The sequence below is a fragment of the Streptomyces sp. NPDC093221 genome, assembly GCF_044753885.1.
Lineage (GTDB): Bacteria > Actinomycetota > Actinomycetes > Streptomycetales > Streptomycetaceae > Actinacidiphila.
The window spans coordinates 376,835-393,313 of record NZ_JBIVOA010000006.1 but is presented as its reverse complement, the minus strand read 5'-3'; the positions used below and the strand labels follow the sequence as shown (position 1 = coordinate 393,313).

The window sequence follows — 16,479 nt, the reverse complement described above, 5'->3', positions numbered from 1 at the left end:
TCGGCGGCGGCCGGACGCACGGCTCAGACGCGCGGCGGCCTGGCCTCGTACGCCGTGGACAGGACGACCGTGGTGCGGGTGGAGACGCCCGCGAGGGTGCGGATCCGGGTCAGGAGGTGTTCCAGCTCGATGGGGGCGGAGACCCGCACCTTGAGGATGTAGTTCTCGTCGCCCGCGACGCTGTGGCACGCCTCGATCTCGGGGACCTCGGCGAGGCGGTCCGCGATGTCGTCGGGGGCGCTGGGGTCGAACGGTTTGACGGAGATGAAGGCCGTCAGGGACAGGCCGACCGCCTCGGGGTCGACGATGGCCGCGTATCCGCGGATCACGCCGCGCTGTTCGAGCCTGCGCACGCGCTGGTGCACCGCCGAGGTGGACAGGCCCGTGGCCTTGCCCAGGTCGGTGTAGCTCATGCGCCCGTCGGCGACGAGAAGTTCCACGATGTGCCGGTCCAACTCCTCCATAGCGGATGACCTTACCCATAGGCACAGCGCCGCGTTACGTATGCATGTGCACGGTTCGGTCACATCCCGCGCCGGGTGTCGCCGTCGCGCTCACGCGGGCAGCAGCCGGTCCAGGTGGGCGTTGCTGAAGGTGCGGCCCGGATCCAGCTCGGCGGCCAGCGCCCGGAAGTCCGCCATACGGGGGTAGCGGGACCTGACCTCGGCGGGGTCGGCGACGTAGACCTTGCCCCAGTGCGGGCGCGGCGCGTACGGCGCGAGGCGCTGTTCGAGGCGGGGGAGGACGGCGGCGGTGTCCGGCACCCAGGTGAAGTGGAAGGCGACGCAGTCGTGCCCGTAGGCGGGGCTGAGCCAGAGCCGGTCGGCGGCGACGGTCCGCACTTCGCAGATCTGGAGCAGCGGCGCGATGTCGGCGCCGAGCCCGGCGAGGGCGTGGAGCGCGGGCAGGGCGTGTTCGCGGGGCAGCAGGTACTCGGACTGCAACTCGGCGCCGCTGCTGGGGGTGAATCCCGGCCTGAAGTGCGGCAGTCGCTCGTGCCAGGGTCCGGCCACGCCCTGCTGCGCGGTGCAGTTCACCGGGTCGGCGCCGGGGACGGGGTGCATCGGCCCGGTGGCGGGCGCGGCCCAGGGGAATTCAGGCGCGGGCGCGTCGGCGAGTTGCTTGAGCCAGACCTGCCCGAAGCGCGGCGCGCGCCAGTCGGTGAACATGCTGACGCTGTACGCGGCCCCGGTGATCGCGTCGAAGTGGCCGTCCAGGTCGGCCAGTTCGAGTCCGGTGAAGACGTGCTGGCGGAGGGCGAAGTCGGGGACCAGGTCGAGGGTGAGGGCGGTGACGACGCCGAGCGCGCCGAGCGAGACCACGGCGCCGTCGAAGCGGTCGCCGTCCTTGTCGCGGCTGAGCACGGCGACTTCGCCGTCCGCGGTGACGAGTTCGAGGGCGCTGACGGAGGTGCCGAGGCCGCCGTTGGCGTTGCCGGAGCCGTGGGTGCCGGTGGCGACGCTGCCCGCCACCGAAATGTGCGGCAGCGACGCCATGTTGGGCAGCGCGAAGCCGGACTCGTGCAGCCGCTGGGCGAGTTCGGCGTAGCGGACGCCCGCGGCGACGCGGACGGTGGCCGCGGCCGTGTCGATGTCGATGTCCGGTGGCAGGCCGGAGAGTTCGACGAGGGCGCCGTCGGTGTCGGCGATGTCGTTGAAGGAGTGGCCGCTGCCCAGCACCCGCACGCGGCGGCTCGCGGCGACCAGGGAGCGCAGGGCGCCGGTCGACTCCGGGCGGTGCACCCGTTCCGCCGAGAAGGTGATGTTCCCGGCCCAGTTGGTCCGCATCCCACCGTCACGCATTACGCCGCCACCCGTCACGCATCACGTCGCCACGCATTCTGCCGAGCCGCTTCCACCGGTCGGCGGGGCCCTGCCCGGCCACGCCCGGTCGCACCTTATCCGGCACTCCCGCAAGATGCCGCGCGGGGGCACGAGGGGTGCGCGGAGGCATGGTGAGGGCGCATGGACCGGCCGAAAGGCGGGATGTGACGAAGGCCACACCCCATGCATCCCTATGAGGTCGATGGCGTGATTACCCGCGTAGCGCGGCGGGAAGTGCTCGCTATGGCCGCGGGATTGACGCCGGGCCGGCCCGATGGAGGGCACATCCGTCCGATGGGGGAGACGCGAATATGCGTAACCATGTGCGCCACAACCGCAGTGAGCGGACCCAGCCGGCGCCCGAGGAGGGGCACGAACGCGAATTCGCGCTCGCGCTGCTGCCGGGACTGCCGGACGCCGACGACACGGATGACTCGTTCGAGGACGATCTCGACCTGGTCCGGGTGGACTGCCCGGAGTGCGCGCGGCCGATCGCGGTCTTCGCCGACGAGGACCGGCTTCCGGAGCACGCCCTGTGCCCCACGCCGTGGAACCCCTTCGGCCTGACCGTCTGCTCCGGCTCGGGCCGCCCCGTCGAGGAGGCCCGCCCCCTCGACGGCTCCCTGCCCGGTGAGGTCCACGACCTCGACCTCGGCACCCTCCTGGTCCTGCCCGACACCCTGGACTGGCGCACCCAGCCCTTCTCGCACGTGGGCGGCCCCGGCTCGCGCCCCTTCCGGGTACCGGCGCCCCGCGCGGCCTGATCCGGCGCCCCGACCGGGGCGCCGGGGTACCGCCCGCCGCCGGGTGACCGCTCAGCTCCGCGACTCGGGGCCCGCCACGTGGCGCGCGATCACCATGCGCTGGATCTGGTTGGTGCCCTCGACGATCTGCAGCACCTTGGCCTCGCGCATGTACCGCTCCACGGGGAAGTCGGCCGTGTAGCCGTAGCCGCCCAGGAGCTGGACGGCGTCCGTCGTCACCTGCATCGCCGCGTCGGTGCAGAAGAGCTTGGCCATGGCGGCCTGCCGGGAGAAGTCGAGACCGGCGTCGCGGGTCCTGGCCGCGGCCAGGTACAGGGCGCGGCCCGCCTCGATCTTGGTGGCCATGTCGGCGATCATGAAGCGCAGCCCCTGGAAGTCGGCCAGGGGCCGGGCGAATTGGCGCCGCTCCTTGACGTACGCGAGCCCGGCGTCCAGCGCGGCCTGGGCCAGGCCGACGGCGCAGGCGGCGATGCCGAGCCGCCCGGCGTCCAGCGCGGCCAGCGCGATGGCGAACCCCTGGCCCTCCTCGCCGATGCGGCGGCTGTCGGGGACGGTCACGCCGTCGAAGTGCACCTGCGCGGTGGGCGAGCCCTTCATCCCCATCTTCCGCTCGGGCGCGGCGGCGCTCAGGCCCGGCGCGTCGCCCGGCACCAGATACGCGGAGATGCCGCGCGCGCCGTCGCCGCCGCTGCGGGCCAGGACGGTGTAGAAGTCGGCGACCCCGCCGTGGGTGATCCACGCCTTGGTGCCGTCGATCGTCCAGTTCCCGCCGTCGCCGCCCGCCCCGCCCCCGTCCGCGCCGCCGCCGGTACGTACGGCGCGCGTCCGCAGGCTGGCCGCGTCGGAGCCCGCGGCGGGCTCGGAGAGGCAGTAGGCGCCGAGGAGGCTGCCGCCGAGCATGGCGGGCAGGTGCTCGGCGCGCTGTTCCTTGGCGCCGAAGTGCGCGAGCGCGTGGCAGGCGAGGGTGTGGACGCTGACGCCGAGGCCGATGGTGAGGCGGGCCGCGGCCAGTTCCTCCAGCACCTGGAGATAGACCTCGTACGGCTGACCCCCGCCGCCGTGCTCCTCCGCGTACGGCAGGCCGAGCAGTCCGGTCTCCCCGATCAGCGCGAAGGTCTCACGCGGGAAGTGGCCCGCGTCCTCCTCCGCGGCGGCCGCGGGCGCGATCTCCCGCTGGGCCAGGTCCCGGGTGAGCGCGAGCAGATCCCGCGCCTCCTCGGTGGGCAGGTGGCGGACAACCGGCTGCGGGCCGTGCTGCGACATCGCGGCACGCTCCTCCCTGTCGGGGGCGTCGGCGGCACGCCCTGGGTGTGGCGGCGCCGTCGGTGGGCAGTGCCCATGAACCGATGGTCCCCTGCCGGGTCGCGGCACGCGGTGATCAGCGGTTCTGGCGCGTTGGAGTATGCCTGATCGGACGCGCCACGTCACGGGCGCGAGTGTGTCTTGTCTTTCCCGCCCGCCCACCCGTGCGGGTGCTTTCTTCGTCTGCGGGTGCCGCCTGTGCCTGGTCGGTGCCGGGCCGGGGCACCTCCTCGAAATGCGGCTACCTGGCCTTGCTCATCCGGCACCCTTCTTGTCACCGCATTTCTGCGGGGGCACCCCGCCCCGTCCCCTCCTCGCCCATCGGCGTCCGCCTGTCCGTGGATGGCCGGGGTGGGTGTCCAAGACCGTGAGGGCACCCCGAACGTCCTCCACCCAAGGGGCCGCATGGGTGGCCCCCTCACACGGTCCGCAGGCGGACGGGTGCCCAAGACCGTCAGGGCCCCCGAGCGTCCCCCACCCAAGGGGGTGGGTGGCCTTCTCGGACGGTCCGCAGGCGGACGGGTGCCAAGGACAGGCGGCTTCCGCCGATCCCCACGGCGGAGGAACAGTCGGCCACCCTCACCGGTCATTGACACCTCCCTCAGCCGCAGCGCACGGGCGCATGCCGACGTCCCCGAGCACCCCCTCCCCCGCAACCCTCACCGACAGGCGGACGCCGACCACCTCACCCCCACGCACCCCCTCCCGGGACCCCCACCGGACCGCCCGACGCCGACGTACCGGAGCCCACCCACCCCCCCTCCCGGCCACACCCACCGGACAGGCGGACGCCGACGTACCCGGAGGGGACGGGCCGGGGTGCCCCCGCAGAAATGCGGTGACAAGAAGGGCACTGGATACCCACGACCAGGTAGCCGCATTTCGAGGAGGTGCCCCGGACCGGCACCGACCAGGCACAAGCGGCACCCGCAGACGACAAAGCACCCGCACGGGTGGGCGGGCGGGCGGGAAAAGAAGCAAGACACGACTGGAGTGACAGGTGAGTACGGCGACGGAGGCGGATGAGTACGATCACGCTCCCACGGGGCCGCAAGCGGCCCTACGCTGCTGCCCATGGAGAGCTTGGACGCCACGGATCCGCGCACAGTCGGCGGATACCCGCTGTTCGCGCGGCTCGGCGCGGGCGGCATGGGACAGGTCTATCTGGCGCGCACCCCCGCCGGGAGGGCACTGGCGCTGAAGACCGTACGGTCCGAGTTCGGGCTCGACCCCGGCTTCGGGGAACGGTTCGCGCGGGAGATCCGCCACGCGGACCGGGTGCGTTCGCCGTGGACGGTGGCGGTGGTGGACTACAGCCCGCCCGGCACCCGCCCCCCGTGGCTGGCGACCGAGTACGTGGCGGCGCCCTCACTGGCCGAGTGGGTCTCGGCGCACGGCCCGCTGCCGGAACCGGCCCTGGCGTCGCTGGCCGCCGAACTCTGCGAGGCGCTGCGGTCGGTGCACGCGGTGGGTCTCGCGCACCGCGACGTGAAGCCGTCGAACGTACTGCTCGGCCCTGACCGGCCGCTGCTGATCGACTTCGGCATCGCGCGGGCCGCGGAGGACTCCCGGCACACCAGGACCGGCGGGGTGATCGGCTCCCCCGGCTACATGGCGCCCGAGCAGGCGACCGCGGGCGCGTCCGCCGAGCCCGGCGACCTGTTCGCGCTGGCGGCCGTACTGGTCTACGCGGGGACCGGGCACGGCCCGTTCAACCGGCCGGGCGAGGAGCCGTCGACGCCCGCGCTGATGTACCGGATCGTGCATGAGGACGGCGACCTCACCGGGCTGCCCGACGCGGTGGCGCCGCTGGTCCACGCGTGCCTCGCCAAGGAACCGGCCGACCGGCCGACCGCCGAGGAGGCGCTGGCGCTGCTGCGGGAGGCGGGGCACCGTACGGGCGTGTGGCACGAGGTCCCGCCGCCCGGCCTCACCGACGAGCTGCGCGGCCGAGAAGCGCGGGTCCGCACGCTGCTGGCGGACCCGACGGCCGCCGTAGGGCCGTCGCCGTACTCCCCCACGGCGCCGCTGACCGCGCCCGGCCACGGCCCCGGCTCCGGAGGCCAGACCCCCGCTCCCCCGCACGCCGCGTACGCGCCGCCGCGTACACCGCCGCCCGTGTCGGGCCCCGTCCGGCCCACCGGGCCGTACTCGGGGCCGCAGCCCGCGCCGTGGGGTGCTGCGCGCCGCGCGCCGGGGATGGGCCGCGGTGCCCGCGTCGGACTGGTCGTCGCGGGCGTGCTGGCCCTGTTCGTGGTGGTCGGCGTGATCCTCGACCAGCAGCGCGGCTCCGGCGACGACAACAACGGGAGTCCCGGCCCGAGCACGAGCACCCACACCTCCGCGCCCGCCGACGCGCTGCCCGCCTCGTGGGTCGGCACCTGGGTCGGTACGGGGCCAGGCAATCCGAGCGGCAGCGGGGGCCAGCCGCGCAGCGACCGGTTCACCGTCACGCTCACCCTGCACGCGGGGGCGCGCGGCGAGGCCGTCGGCCAGGACGTCAGCAACATCCCCGAGGCGGGCACGGGGGCGGAGCGGGGCTGTACGGAGGCGCTGTCGCTGGCGCAGGTCCGGGGGAACACCATGACCTTGCGGGTCACCGCCGCCGAGCCCACGGACCCCGACTCGTCGCTGACCTGTCTGACAGGGCATGAGTACTCCGTCTCCATGACGGACGCGCGCACCCTGCGGATCGAGGCGGGGCCGCAGGCCGAGGGCGCCCCGAGCACGCTCACCAAGCGGAGCTGACGGGGAAGGCGCCGGTCAGGTTCCGGTGAGCCGCAGGCCCGCCCAGAGCGCGACCGTGGAGGCGATGAGCGTCGGCGGCACCGTGAGCAGCCCGAGCCGGGTGAAGGTGCCCAGGTCGGAGTCGGTGCCGTGGTCGCGCAGCACGCGCCGCCACAGCAGGGTGGCGAGCGAGCCCGCGTAGGTGAGGTTGGGGCCGAGGTTGACGCCGATGAGCACGGCGAGCACGGGGCCGGGGCCGCCCGCGGCGGCCAGCGGGAGCAGTGCGAGCACGGCGGGCAGGTTGTTGATCAGATTGGCCAGGACGGCGGCGAACGCGGCGGTCCCGAGCAGCGCGAGCAGGCCGCTGCCGTGCGGCAGCACCCGGTCGGCGGCGTCGGACAGCCCGTTGTCGACCACGGCCTTCACCACGACGCCGAGGGCGAGCACGAACAGGCAGAACAGCGGCCCGGCCGCCGCGACCAGGCCGCGGACCGTCGCCCGGCGGCGGCGCAGCGCCCGTACGCCCAGGACCAGCGCGCCCGCGAGCGCCGCCCAGGCGGGGTTGAGGCCGCCGAGCGAGGTGACCGCGAAGCCGGCCAGGGTCAGGCCGAGGACGACCAGCGTGAACACCGGTACGGCCGGCGGCTCGCCCTGCTCCGGCGGGTGCTCGCGGACGGCGAGGTCGGCGGCGAAGTAGCGGCGGAAGACGGCGTATTCGATGCCGACGGACAGCAGCCACGGCAGGGTCATCAGGAGCGCGAAGCGGGTGAAGGACACGCCGGCGGCCGTGAAGGCCAGCAGATTGGTGAGGTTGGAGACCGGCAGGAGCAGGGAGGCGGAGTTGGCCAGGTGCGCGGTCGCGTACAGGTGCGGGCGCGCCTTGGCGCCCGCCCGTGCGGCCGTCGCGATGATCACCGGGGTGAGCAGGACGACGGTCGCGTCCAGGCTGAGCACCGCCGTGACCAGCGCGGCCACGACGAACACCCCGGCCAGCAGCCGCTTGGGCTCGCCCCGGCAGGCCCGCGCGACCGCGTCGCCCGCCGCTGTGAACAGACCGTCGTCGGCGCACAGTTCCGCCAGGACGAGCACGGCCGCCAGGAAGCCGACGACCGGCAGCAGTTCCCTGGTCTCGTGCCAGGCGGCGGACGGCGTCACCGCCCCGATGCCGATGAGCAGTCCCGCGGCGGGCACCGCGGCCACCGCCTCGGGCCAGCCGCGCGGGCGCAGGACGGCGAAGCCGAGGACCAGCAGGAGAGCGAGGGCGGAGATCGTCTCCGCGACGGCGGTGTTCAGGGGGCTCTCCTCGGACGGACCACGGGCTCGCGTACCGCCTGATTCCACCACGTGGGCCGCGCGGCTCCGCCCCGACGCCCGCCCGACGCACTCAAGTGCGTCGTTTCTCACGGCCCCGCGCGCTGGCGGAGCCGTGACGGCGGACCGGGCGGCTAGCTGGCGTCGGCCAGCGACAGGGTGTGGAGCCGTTCCGGCGGGCCGGGGCGGGCGTAGTACCAGCCCTGGCCGGTGTCGCAGCCGAGGGCGCGCAGATGGTCGGCCTGGGTGCGGGTCTCGACGCCCTCGACGGTGACGGTCAGGTTGAGGGCGTGGGCGAGGGAGACGATGCCGCCGACGATCTTGAGGTCGACGGGGTCGGCGGCGTGGCCGCGCATGCCGCGGGTGAAGGAGCGGTCGAGCTTGAGGACGCTGACGGGGAGCCAGCGCAGGGAGGACAGGTTGGAGTAGCCGGTGCCGAAGTCGTCGAGGGCGATGGAGACGCCGAGGTCGACTATCTGCCGCAGGGGCTTGAGGGTGTCCTCGTCGGCGCCGATCAGAGCGCTCTCTGTGACCTCGAGGCAGAGCGAGGCGGGGTCGAGGCCGGTGTCCTCCAGGACGCGGGAGACCTCCTGGACCAGCTCGGGGTGGTGCAGCTGGATCGGTGAGAGGTTGACGTTGACCCGTGGCGGCGGACCGCCGCCGATGTGCTCGCTCTGCCAGGCGTACGCCTGGCGGGCGGCCCGCTCCAGGACCCAGCGGCCGAGGCCGACGATGTGTCCCGTGCTCTCGGCGAGCGGGATGAACTGGTCGGGCCCGAGTATGCCGTGGGTGGGGTGGCACCAGCGCACCAGCGCTTCGGCGCCGTGCACGGCGCCGTCGTCGAGGCCGACGAGGGGCTGGTACTCGATGAAGAACTCGTCGTGTTCCAGGGCGCTCGGGAGCTGGTTGGTCAGGCCGTGCCGGGTGATGGCGCGGGCGTCGGCGACCGGGTCGGCGACCTCGTACCGGTTGCCGCCCTGTTCCTTGGCGCGGTACATCGTGATGTCGGCGCTGCGCAGGACGTCGGCGGCGATCCGGGACTCGACGGGGCCGTGGACGATGCCGATGCTGCCGTGGACGGGCAGTTCGCGGCCGTCGAGCAGGACGGGGGCGGACAGCGCGTCCAGGATGCGTTCGGCGAGCGCGGTGACGGCGGCGAGGCTCGGCGGGTCGGTGTAGAGGGCGACGAATTCGTCGCCGCCGATCCTGGCGACGAGCTGGTCGGGCGAGGTGACGCAGGACTGGAGGCGTTCGGCGACGGCGACGAGGAGCTGGTCGCCCACCGCGTGGCCGAGGCTGTCGTTGACGGCCTTGAACCCGTCGAGGTCGAGGTAGCAGACGCCGATGCGGCTGGTGCCGTTGGCGGGGTCGGCGTCGAGCGCGGCGTCGAGGCGTTCGAAGAACAGGGCGCGGTTGGGCAGTCCGGTGAGCGCGTCGTGGGTCGCCTGGTGGCGCAGTCGGCGCAGCAGTCCGCGCCGTTCCGTGACGTCCTCGACGAGCGCGAGCTGGTACTGCGGGCGGCCGGTGGCGTCGCGCAGCAGGGACGCCCGGACGTTGGCCCACAAGATGGTGCCGTCGACCCGCTGGTAGGCGCGCTCGACGTCGTACGTGTCGCGTTCGCCGCGTACCAGCTCGCCGTTGAGCCGGCGGGTGCCGGTGCCGGTGCCGTCGTCCGTGTGGACCCACTCGGTGACATTGCGGCGCATGGTCAGGGATTCGCTGCCGAACATCCGGGTCATCGCGTCGTTGACCTCGAGGACTTCCCCGTCGAGGTCGGCGATGCCGATGCCGAGGGCGGCGCCCTCGAAGACGGCGCGGAAGCGGGCCTCGCTGGCGGCCAGGGCGCCTTCGGCGTCGCGCTGGGCGTCCAGGGCGGCGCGGATGATGGACTCCTGCTCGCGCAGAGTGCGTTCGCGCAGGGCCCGCGAGAAGCCGACGGCGACCGCGTGCTGGAGGCGTGAGCAGCGGGCCCGGCAGTCGTCGGTGTCGAGGCCGGGGCCCGGCGGGCAGTACAGGACGAGGTAGGCGTCGATGACCCCGAGGATGCTGGGCAGCGCCTCGGGGTCGGTGCAGTGCGCGGCGACCAGGGCGGTGCCGACCTCGGCGGCCGGGCGGGGGTCGAACGGGCGGCCCCTGAGGGTGTCGCTCAGCACACGGGTGAGCGGCACCAGGTGGTCCTCGAACTCGGCGCGGGTCATCGAGGTGACCGTCACCGGGTAGATGGCGCGTGCCCAAATGGCGGCGAATCTGCGCAGATTGTCGCCGGGGCGTGCGTCGGGCGCGGGCGCGCCCTCGTTTCCGGCCGCGGCCGGGAGCGCGGTCACGCTTTCAGCCCCACACCGGCGAGACCGTGGAGTACGGCGGGGTCGTCGTCGTCGCTGAGCGGGGCCTCGGGGCGCCAGTGCGGCAGCGGGACGACGCCGGGCTCGACGAGTTCGAAGCCGTCGAAGAAGCGTTCCACCTCTTCTTTGGTGCGCATGATCAGCGGGGTGGCGGTGCGCTGGTAGACGGCCTGGACGCCGCGCTGTCCGGAGGGAACGGGGCCGAACTGGAGGGTGGCGTGGGTGACGACCAGGACGCTGCCGGGGGCCAGCGCGTCGCGCAGCGCGGCGACGACCTCGTTCGGATGGTCGGCGTCGGACAGGAAGTGCAGGACGGCGACGAGCAGCAGGCCCATGGGGCGGTCGAAGTCCAGCAGCCGCTTGGTCTCGGGGTTGTCCAGCACCGAGCCGGGGTCGCGGAGGTCGGCGGCGGCGATGGTCGCCTTGTCGTTGCCCTCCAGGACGGCGCGGCTGTGGGCGACGGCGACCGGGTCGTTGTCGACGTACACCACGTGGGCGTCGGGGTTGGCCCGCTGCACCACCTCGTGCACATTGCCGAAGGTGGGGATGCCGGAGCCGATGTCGAGGAACTGGTCGATGCCGCGGTCCATCGCGAAGCGCACGGCGCGGTGCATGACCGCCCGGTTGGCCTGGCCGATCTTGGGCGCCCCCGGCATGGCCCGCATGGCCAGCCGCGCCGCCTCCCGGTCCACCTCGAAGTTGTGCGAGCCACCGAGGAAGTAGTCGTAGATCCGGGACACGCTGGGCACCGTCAGGTCGATGCCCTGCGGGGCCCAGGAAGGACGGTCGGTCACGGTTGCTGTCTCCAGGTCATCGGGCTCAACGGGCGCGTCGCACACGGTGTTTCGGCCGACGGGCGCGCACCTGTCTACCCTGTGAGGCTACTGATCACGTGTTCGGAGTGAAACACGCGACCGGAGATCCAGGGTCCGTTTTTGGTCAACAACCACCAGCATGTGCATATGCGAAAACGCGCAGATGCGGACTCGCGCACACACCAGCGCGGGTCCGCTGCCGGTGACGGCCGCGGACCCGCGATAGATTTTCGGACAGCATCAGACCAGTTCAGACCAGTTCGACCGACAGCGGTTCGGCGGCCTGTGCGGTCGCCGCCCCGGAACGTCGGACGGTCGCGGCCGGCGGCCGGTCAGCAGGTGCCCTCGTCCTGCCACACGCCCCACTCACCGGTGGTGCCGGGCTCCTCGTTGGTGGTCCACCACTTGGCCTTCCACTTGTGACCGTTGTGCGCCACCTCGTTGCCGCCGACGTAGACGGCGGAGGCGGCCCACTGGGCGACCGTGCAGGTGCCGCCGCCGGGCGGGCTGGTCGGCGGTGTGGTCGGCGGCGTCGTGGGCGGGTTGGTGGGAGGCGTGGCGCCCGCGAACTTCACCGAGTACTTGGCGAAGTCCCAGGAGTTCTGCGCCACGCTGCTGCACGTGCCCGAGGTGCTGCCGTTGTTGTCCGGCGGGCTGCACTGGCGGTCGCGGTTGAGCGACCAGAAGGTGAAGCGGCCCATGCCGTGGCTGGTCGCGTAGTCCAGCACGGTCTGGAAGTCGGCCTGGTAGAAGAACTCGCCGGTGTCGCTGCGGCCGTTCATGCCGGAGAAGCCCTCGTGGGCGTACGCGGTGGCGGTGTCCCAGCCGAAGGTGGTCTTCAGCAGGCCGTTGAAGGCGGTGAGCGCGCTGGTCTGCGACGCCGCCCCGTTGAAGCCGCCGTCGAAGGGCATGATCGAGAAGTTGTTGGGGGTGAAGCCCTGCGACTTGGCCTCGTTGAGCATCTGCTGGCCGAACCAGCCGGTGCCCGCCGCGGTGCCCGCCGTGGTCACCGAGATGAACAGGCCGGGGTTGTTCTGCTGGAGGATCTTGGCCGCGCCGATCTCGCGCGCCACGGCCGCGGTGTTCTCGTACTCCGGCTCCTCCAGGTCGAAGTCCATCGCCTTGAGCTGGTACTTGGTGATGACCTGCTGGTACGCGGCGGCCGTGGACGCGGCGTCGGAACACGCCTGGCCGAGCTTGGTGCCGCCGTAGCCGCCGATGGAGACGGACACGTCTCCGCCCTTGGCCCGGATCGCGGAGATCACGTTCGCCACCGCGGTGTCGGAGGACACCGCACTGGTCCCGTCCCATGTGGGGCTGCACCCACCGCCGTTGGGGGCGAGGATGAAGGCGAGCTGGAACGCCTTCAGGCCGGTCGCGTCCATGATGGCGGTCGCGCTCGGCGGGTTGTTGTCGTTGGGCATCAGATACGGGGCGGCGGCGTACCAGTTGTTGGTCAGGGCGTTCGTCGAGACCGTGGCTCCGCTGGCCTGACTTGGGCCGAGAGCGGCAACGGTACCGAGCCCGGCCACGGCCAGGGCGACGGCGGCCACGCCCGAGCCGATTGCTTTGAGACGGTTCACGTCTAGCCTCCTGTGGGGGAACGTGGCAGACAGAATCCTGCGGTGACGCGAACCCGTCAATAGTTGGTCCAGACCTTTGGACTAAACCACGAATTGGTCTCTACCACTTCGAGTCCAATTCCCCACGTGCGACGGCCTGTCCGCCCCCGCACGCACCCCGCACGCACCCGGCCCCGCCCCTCGCGTACGAGGAGCGGGGCCGGGCCGGAAACGGCCGGTCGGCCGGTCGGACAGACGACCGGAGACGGCTGGACGGACGGACGTCAGACGATGCCGACCGCCGCCAGCGCGCGGCGCTGGCCGGGGCTCGGCTGCGCCGGGAAGTAGACGTAGGCGACACCGCCGGTGCCGCCGCTGACGCCGCCGGTGGCGTTGATCCGCTTGGTCCTGAGCCAGATGGTCTCGAACTGGGCGCGCTTGTAGATGTTGCGCACCGCGTCGTCGCTGGAACTGGCCGGGTCGTTGGCGACGACGTCGCCGTCCGCGGTGAAGCCCGCGATGCACATCAGGTGGCCCGAGGTGCCGTATCCCGCGCCGTCCAGTTCGGTGGCGAGGAAGGACTGCGAGGTGATGACCGGGATACCGGCCTTGATCAGCCGCTCGATGTCGTCGAGCGAACGCAGCCGGGTGATGACGCCCTGGAGGTCCTTGTACGTGGCCGCGTAGGCCGCGTTGAAGGGCCAGTTGCCGCAGCCCTCGTACTGGTAGTCGTACGTGTAGCGGGCGCCCTGGTCGACCTGGGGGTCGGCGTAGGCGGGGTTCACCCAGGCCAGGTCGGCGGCCGTGGGGCCGCGGCCCCAGTACTCGATGACCATCGTCGAGGAGGTCGGGCTGCACCAGGCCTCGCCGCCGTTGTCGTACTCCGGGTACTCGCCCTTGTGGATGTTCTGCGAGTAGCGCGGCACCGGGAGTTCGACGCCCTTGGCCACGCCCGGCACCGACGCCGGGACGGTGAAGCGGTCCGGGATGTTGGACGCCATCGCGCCGAGCCGCCATACGGTGGGCGTGGCGCGGCTGCCGGGCTTGCGGAAGAGCGTCAGCCGCAGCCGGTACGAGGCCAGCAGCGGCCCGGCGGTGGTGTCGTCGATGGAGAAGGTGTCGGTCCAGATGCTGCTCTTGCCGTCGGTCTGGTCGTCCACCGAGGTGCGGCGGATGTCCTCGGGGCCGTCGCCCGCGGTCCACCGGCCCATGACGTACGCCGGGGTCGCGGTGCCGTCGGTGTAGGTGCCGAGCAGTTCGATCTGGATCCAGGTGCCCGCGGGGGTGTGCGCGTTCCAGGACGCGATCAGCTCGCTCGCGGGGTGCGGCACCCGGCGGACCGGCGAGGTCCAGGTGGCCGACTCCCACGTCGCGGTGGTGCCGGTGTGCGGGTCGGTGTAGTCGAGCGTGCCGGTGGCGCGGCCGATGACCACGCCGGGCCGGCGGCCCGGCAGCGGCAGCGTGCCGCGGTGGGTGCCGAACAGCCAGTCGGGCAGCGAGGTCCAGCCGTGGTAGTCGACGGGGGCGGCGTCGGGCGTGCCGCCGCCTGCCTGGTGTCGCGCGGCGTCGGGAACGGCCGCGCCGGAGGCGGTGGCCGGGGCGGCGGAGGCGGACTGCGCGGACGCGGTCGCGGTGGCCGCGGCCGCCGCGAGCGCGGCGGTCAGTACGGCACGCCGGGGCGCGGGTCTGGTCATGGCGGTGTTCCCCTCGATGTGATCGGGAATTCCTGCCCGCTCCTACGAGTGCATGACAGGTGGCCCCAACTATCGTCGTTCACCGGCCGTTTCCACCAGGGTTTCCGGCCGCGCGCCGGGAACAATATTGGACTGGACCACTGGCGCTCAACAGGGAAGAACCACCAGGTCACGCCCTGTCAGATTGAGCCGCTCGCCACCGCTTTCCGTACAGACGGCAATATCCTCGATGCGGGCGCCGAAGGTGTCGGGCAGATAGATGCCCGGTTCCACGGAGAACGCCATTCCCGGCTCCAGGGGGCGTTTGCTGCCCGCCACGATGTACGGCTCCTCGTGGGTGTCCAGGCCGATGCCGTGTCCTGTGCGGTGGATGAAGTGCTCGCCGTAGCCCGCGTCGGTGATGATGTCCCGGCCGACGGCGTCCAGTTCCTCCGCGGTGACACCGGGCCGGACCGCCGCGGTCTGCGCGGTCTGGGCGCGCAGCAGCACGTCGTACAGCTCACGGAAGGCGGCGGGCGGCTCTCCCACGGCGTAGGTGCGGGTGGAGTCCGAGCAGTAGCCTTCCGCGGTGGTGCCGCCGATGTCGATCACCACCGGGTCGCCCGCCCTGATCACGCGGTCGGACACCTCGTGGTGCGGGCTCGCGCCGTTCGGCCCCGAGCCGACGATCACGAAGTCGACCCGCTCGTGGCCCGCCTCGATGATGGCGTCCGCGATGTCCTTGGCGACCTCGCGCTCGGTGCGGCCGGGCACCAGCCACTCGCCGATCCTGCGGTGCACCCGGTCGATCGCCGCGCCCGCGCGGCGCAGCGCCGCGATCTCCGCCGGGGTCTTGCGCATCCGCAGCTCCGCCAGCACGTCACCGGCGAGGACGGCCTCGGCGTCCGGGAGCGCGGCCCGGAAGGCGAGCAGCTTCTCCGCCCACATGTGGTTGTCGACGGCGAAGCGGGCCACCGCGGCGGGCAGCCGCCGGGCGATGAGCGCGTACGCGTCGTCGGTCTCGTCGAAGCCGACGATCTCGATGCCGAGCCCGCCGGCGGGCGACGCCTGCGCGGCGGGCTTCTCCAGTCGCGGCACCACCAGGAAGGGCTCGCCCTCCACCGGCACCACCAGGCATGTCAGCCGCTCCAGCGGCAGCGCCTGATACCCGGTGAGGTAGCGCAGGTCCGCGCCGGGCGCCACCAGCAGGGCCTGGACGCCCGCCGTTTCGGCCTCGGCACGCGCCCTCGCCAGGCGCTCGGAGGTGTACAGCACGGATGCGGCTGCGCCGCCGCTCTCGGAGTGGGTCACCTTCGCACCGTACCGGGGCGCCCCCGGCGGCGCGTGCAGCGGTGGCGGGTCAGCGGCCCCGAGCCCCCGGCCACGCGACGGCGCGCGGGCCGCCGGGCGGGGCCCGCCGTAAGGTCGGGGGGTGAACGGACTGACGGTACGGGAGCTGGGGCGGCTGCTCGACGGGGCGGAGCCGTCCTGCGGGCGGACGCGGCTGATCGCCGTGGACGGGCACGCGGGCTCGGGCAAGAGCACGCTGGCCGGGCGGCTGGCGGCGGAGCTGGGCTGCGCGCCCGTCGTCCATCTGGACGACCTGGCCACGCACGAGGAGCCGTTCGAGTGGACCGGCCGCCTGGTCGAACAGGTGCTGACGCCACTGAGCGAGGGAAGGGCCGCCCGGCACCAGGTGTACGACTGGACGGCGCGCCGTTTCGCGGGCGAGCGGGAGATCCCGGCCGCGCCGGTCGTGCTGCTGGACGGCGTCGGCAGCGGGCGGCAAGCGCTGCGCCCGTATCTGGCGTTGCTGTTGTGGCTGGAGGTGCCCCCGGCGACCGCGCGGCAGCGCGGACTGCTGCGCGACGGACCGGAACTGGCGCATTTTTGGACCGGCTGGACTCGCGCGGAGGACGCGCATTTCGCCGCCGATCCGTCCCGCCCCTTCGCCGACCTTCTGGTGCGCCAGACCGACGACGCCGACGGCTGCCGGGCCGTCCCGAACCCCGCCCGTGATCACCGGGAGTGACGGCTCGGCGGCAGCCCGCCGCCACTCCCCCGGCGCCGGGCACACGTCCGTCAACACCGCTTGACCGGCCGGGTATCCAGCACTTACGTTTTCAACAAGCGGCCGGAGACGGCCGTTGACAAGACGCG

12 protein-coding genes are annotated in these 16,479 nt (G+C 73.0%); 3 read left to right on the top strand and 9 right to left on the bottom strand.

All coding sequences use genetic code 11. From position 1 onward, the window contains the following. Positions 1-23: 23 nt before the first annotated feature. Together ACIQCJ_RS24550 and ACIQCJ_RS24545 are read right to left on the bottom strand one after the other, a co-directional pair. Positions 24-464, bottom strand: a complete 441-nt coding sequence (locus ACIQCJ_RS24550; RefSeq protein ID WP_355347139.1) for an Lrp/AsnC family transcriptional regulator — start codon at positions 462-464, stop codon at positions 24-26. A 90-nt stretch (positions 465-554) separates the two neighbouring features. After that, positions 555-1,802, bottom strand: coding sequence for an FAD-binding protein (locus ACIQCJ_RS24545; protein ID WP_402712522.1), 1,248 nt, complete (start codon positions 1,800-1,802; stop codon positions 555-557). 332 nt (positions 1,803-2,134) lie between these two features. On the opposite strand from ACIQCJ_RS24545, the gene ACIQCJ_RS24540 reads away from it, so the two are divergent. Beyond that, positions 2,135-2,587, top strand: a complete 453-nt coding sequence (locus ACIQCJ_RS24540) for a hypothetical protein (protein ID WP_401307219.1) — start codon at positions 2,135-2,137, stop codon at positions 2,585-2,587. Positions 2,588-2,638: 51 nt separating this feature from the next. Here ACIQCJ_RS24540 and ACIQCJ_RS24535 read toward each other — a convergent pair whose 3' ends face one another. Then, entirely contained in the window at positions 2,639-3,850 is a 1,212-nt protein-coding gene (locus ACIQCJ_RS24535; RefSeq protein WP_402712520.1) for an acyl-CoA dehydrogenase family protein, read from the bottom strand. Positions 3,851-4,963: 1,113 nt separating this feature from the next. Here ACIQCJ_RS24535 and ACIQCJ_RS24530 point away from each other — a divergent pair. Further along, positions 4,964-6,637: a serine/threonine-protein kinase gene (locus ACIQCJ_RS24530; RefSeq protein ID WP_402712518.1), complete on the top strand. Its 1,674-nt coding sequence runs from the start codon at positions 4,964-4,966 to the stop codon at positions 6,635-6,637. A gap of 15 nt (positions 6,638-6,652) precedes the next feature. Here ACIQCJ_RS24530 and ACIQCJ_RS24525 read toward each other — a convergent pair whose 3' ends face one another. The 6 genes from ACIQCJ_RS24525 to ACIQCJ_RS24500 form a co-directional block, all read right to left on the bottom strand. After that, positions 6,653-7,909, bottom strand: a complete 1,257-nt coding sequence (locus ACIQCJ_RS24525) for an SLC13 family permease (RefSeq protein ID WP_391161368.1) — start codon at positions 7,907-7,909, stop codon at positions 6,653-6,655. Between the two features lie 152 nt (positions 7,910-8,061). Continuing rightward, entirely contained in the window at positions 8,062-10,251 is a 2,190-nt protein-coding gene (locus ACIQCJ_RS24520; RefSeq protein WP_402712517.1) for a putative bifunctional diguanylate cyclase/phosphodiesterase, read from the bottom strand. After that, positions 10,248-11,063, bottom strand: a complete 816-nt coding sequence (locus ACIQCJ_RS24515; protein WP_391050623.1) for an SAM-dependent methyltransferase — start codon at positions 11,061-11,063, stop codon at positions 10,248-10,250. The genes ACIQCJ_RS24520 and ACIQCJ_RS24515 overlap by 4 nt, the downstream gene beginning before the upstream one ends. Before the next feature lie 353 nt (positions 11,064-11,416). Then, complete coding sequence (locus ACIQCJ_RS24510; protein WP_402712515.1) at positions 11,417-12,667, bottom strand: carbohydrate-binding protein; 1,251 nt, start codon at positions 12,665-12,667, stop codon at positions 11,417-11,419. A 263-nt stretch (positions 12,668-12,930) separates the two neighbouring features. Next, a complete protein-coding gene (locus tag ACIQCJ_RS24505; protein WP_391050620.1) occupies positions 12,931-14,340 on the bottom strand; it encodes a C39 family peptidase in 1,410 nt (469 codons plus the stop codon). Positions 14,341-14,487: 147 nt separating this feature from the next. Further along, entirely contained in the window at positions 14,488-15,630 is a 1,143-nt protein-coding gene (locus tag ACIQCJ_RS24500) for a Xaa-Pro peptidase family protein (RefSeq protein WP_355347111.1), read from the bottom strand. Between the two features lie 121 nt (positions 15,631-15,751). On the opposite strand from ACIQCJ_RS24500, the gene ACIQCJ_RS24495 reads away from it, so the two are divergent. Then, on the top strand, positions 15,752-16,351 hold the full coding sequence (locus ACIQCJ_RS24495) for a uridine kinase (protein ID WP_401307206.1): 600 nt from the start codon (positions 15,752-15,754) through the stop codon (positions 16,349-16,351). Positions 16,352-16,479 lie beyond the last annotated feature (128 nt).

Excerpts from the sequence above, each read along its gene's own strand:
- ACIQCJ_RS24550 (WP_355347139.1), bottom strand. The coding sequence starts at position 464 with ATGGAGGAGTTGGACCGGCACATCGTGGAACTTCTCGTCGCCGACGGG.
- ACIQCJ_RS24545 (WP_402712522.1), bottom strand. The coding sequence starts at position 1,802 with ATGCGTGACGGTGGGATGCGGACCAACTGGGCCGGGAACATCACCTTC.
- ACIQCJ_RS24540 (WP_401307219.1), top strand. The coding sequence starts at position 2,135 with ATGCGTAACCATGTGCGCCACAACCGCAGTGAGCGGACCCAGCCGGCG.
- ACIQCJ_RS24535 (WP_402712520.1), bottom strand. The coding sequence starts at position 3,850 with ATGTCGCAGCACGGCCCGCAGCCGGTTGTCCGCCACCTGCCCACCGAG.
- ACIQCJ_RS24530 (WP_402712518.1), top strand. The coding sequence starts at position 4,964 with ATGGAGAGCTTGGACGCCACGGATCCGCGCACAGTCGGCGGATACCCG.
- ACIQCJ_RS24505 (WP_391050620.1), bottom strand. The coding sequence starts at position 14,340 with ATGACCAGACCCGCGCCCCGGCGTGCCGTACTGACCGCCGCGCTCGCG.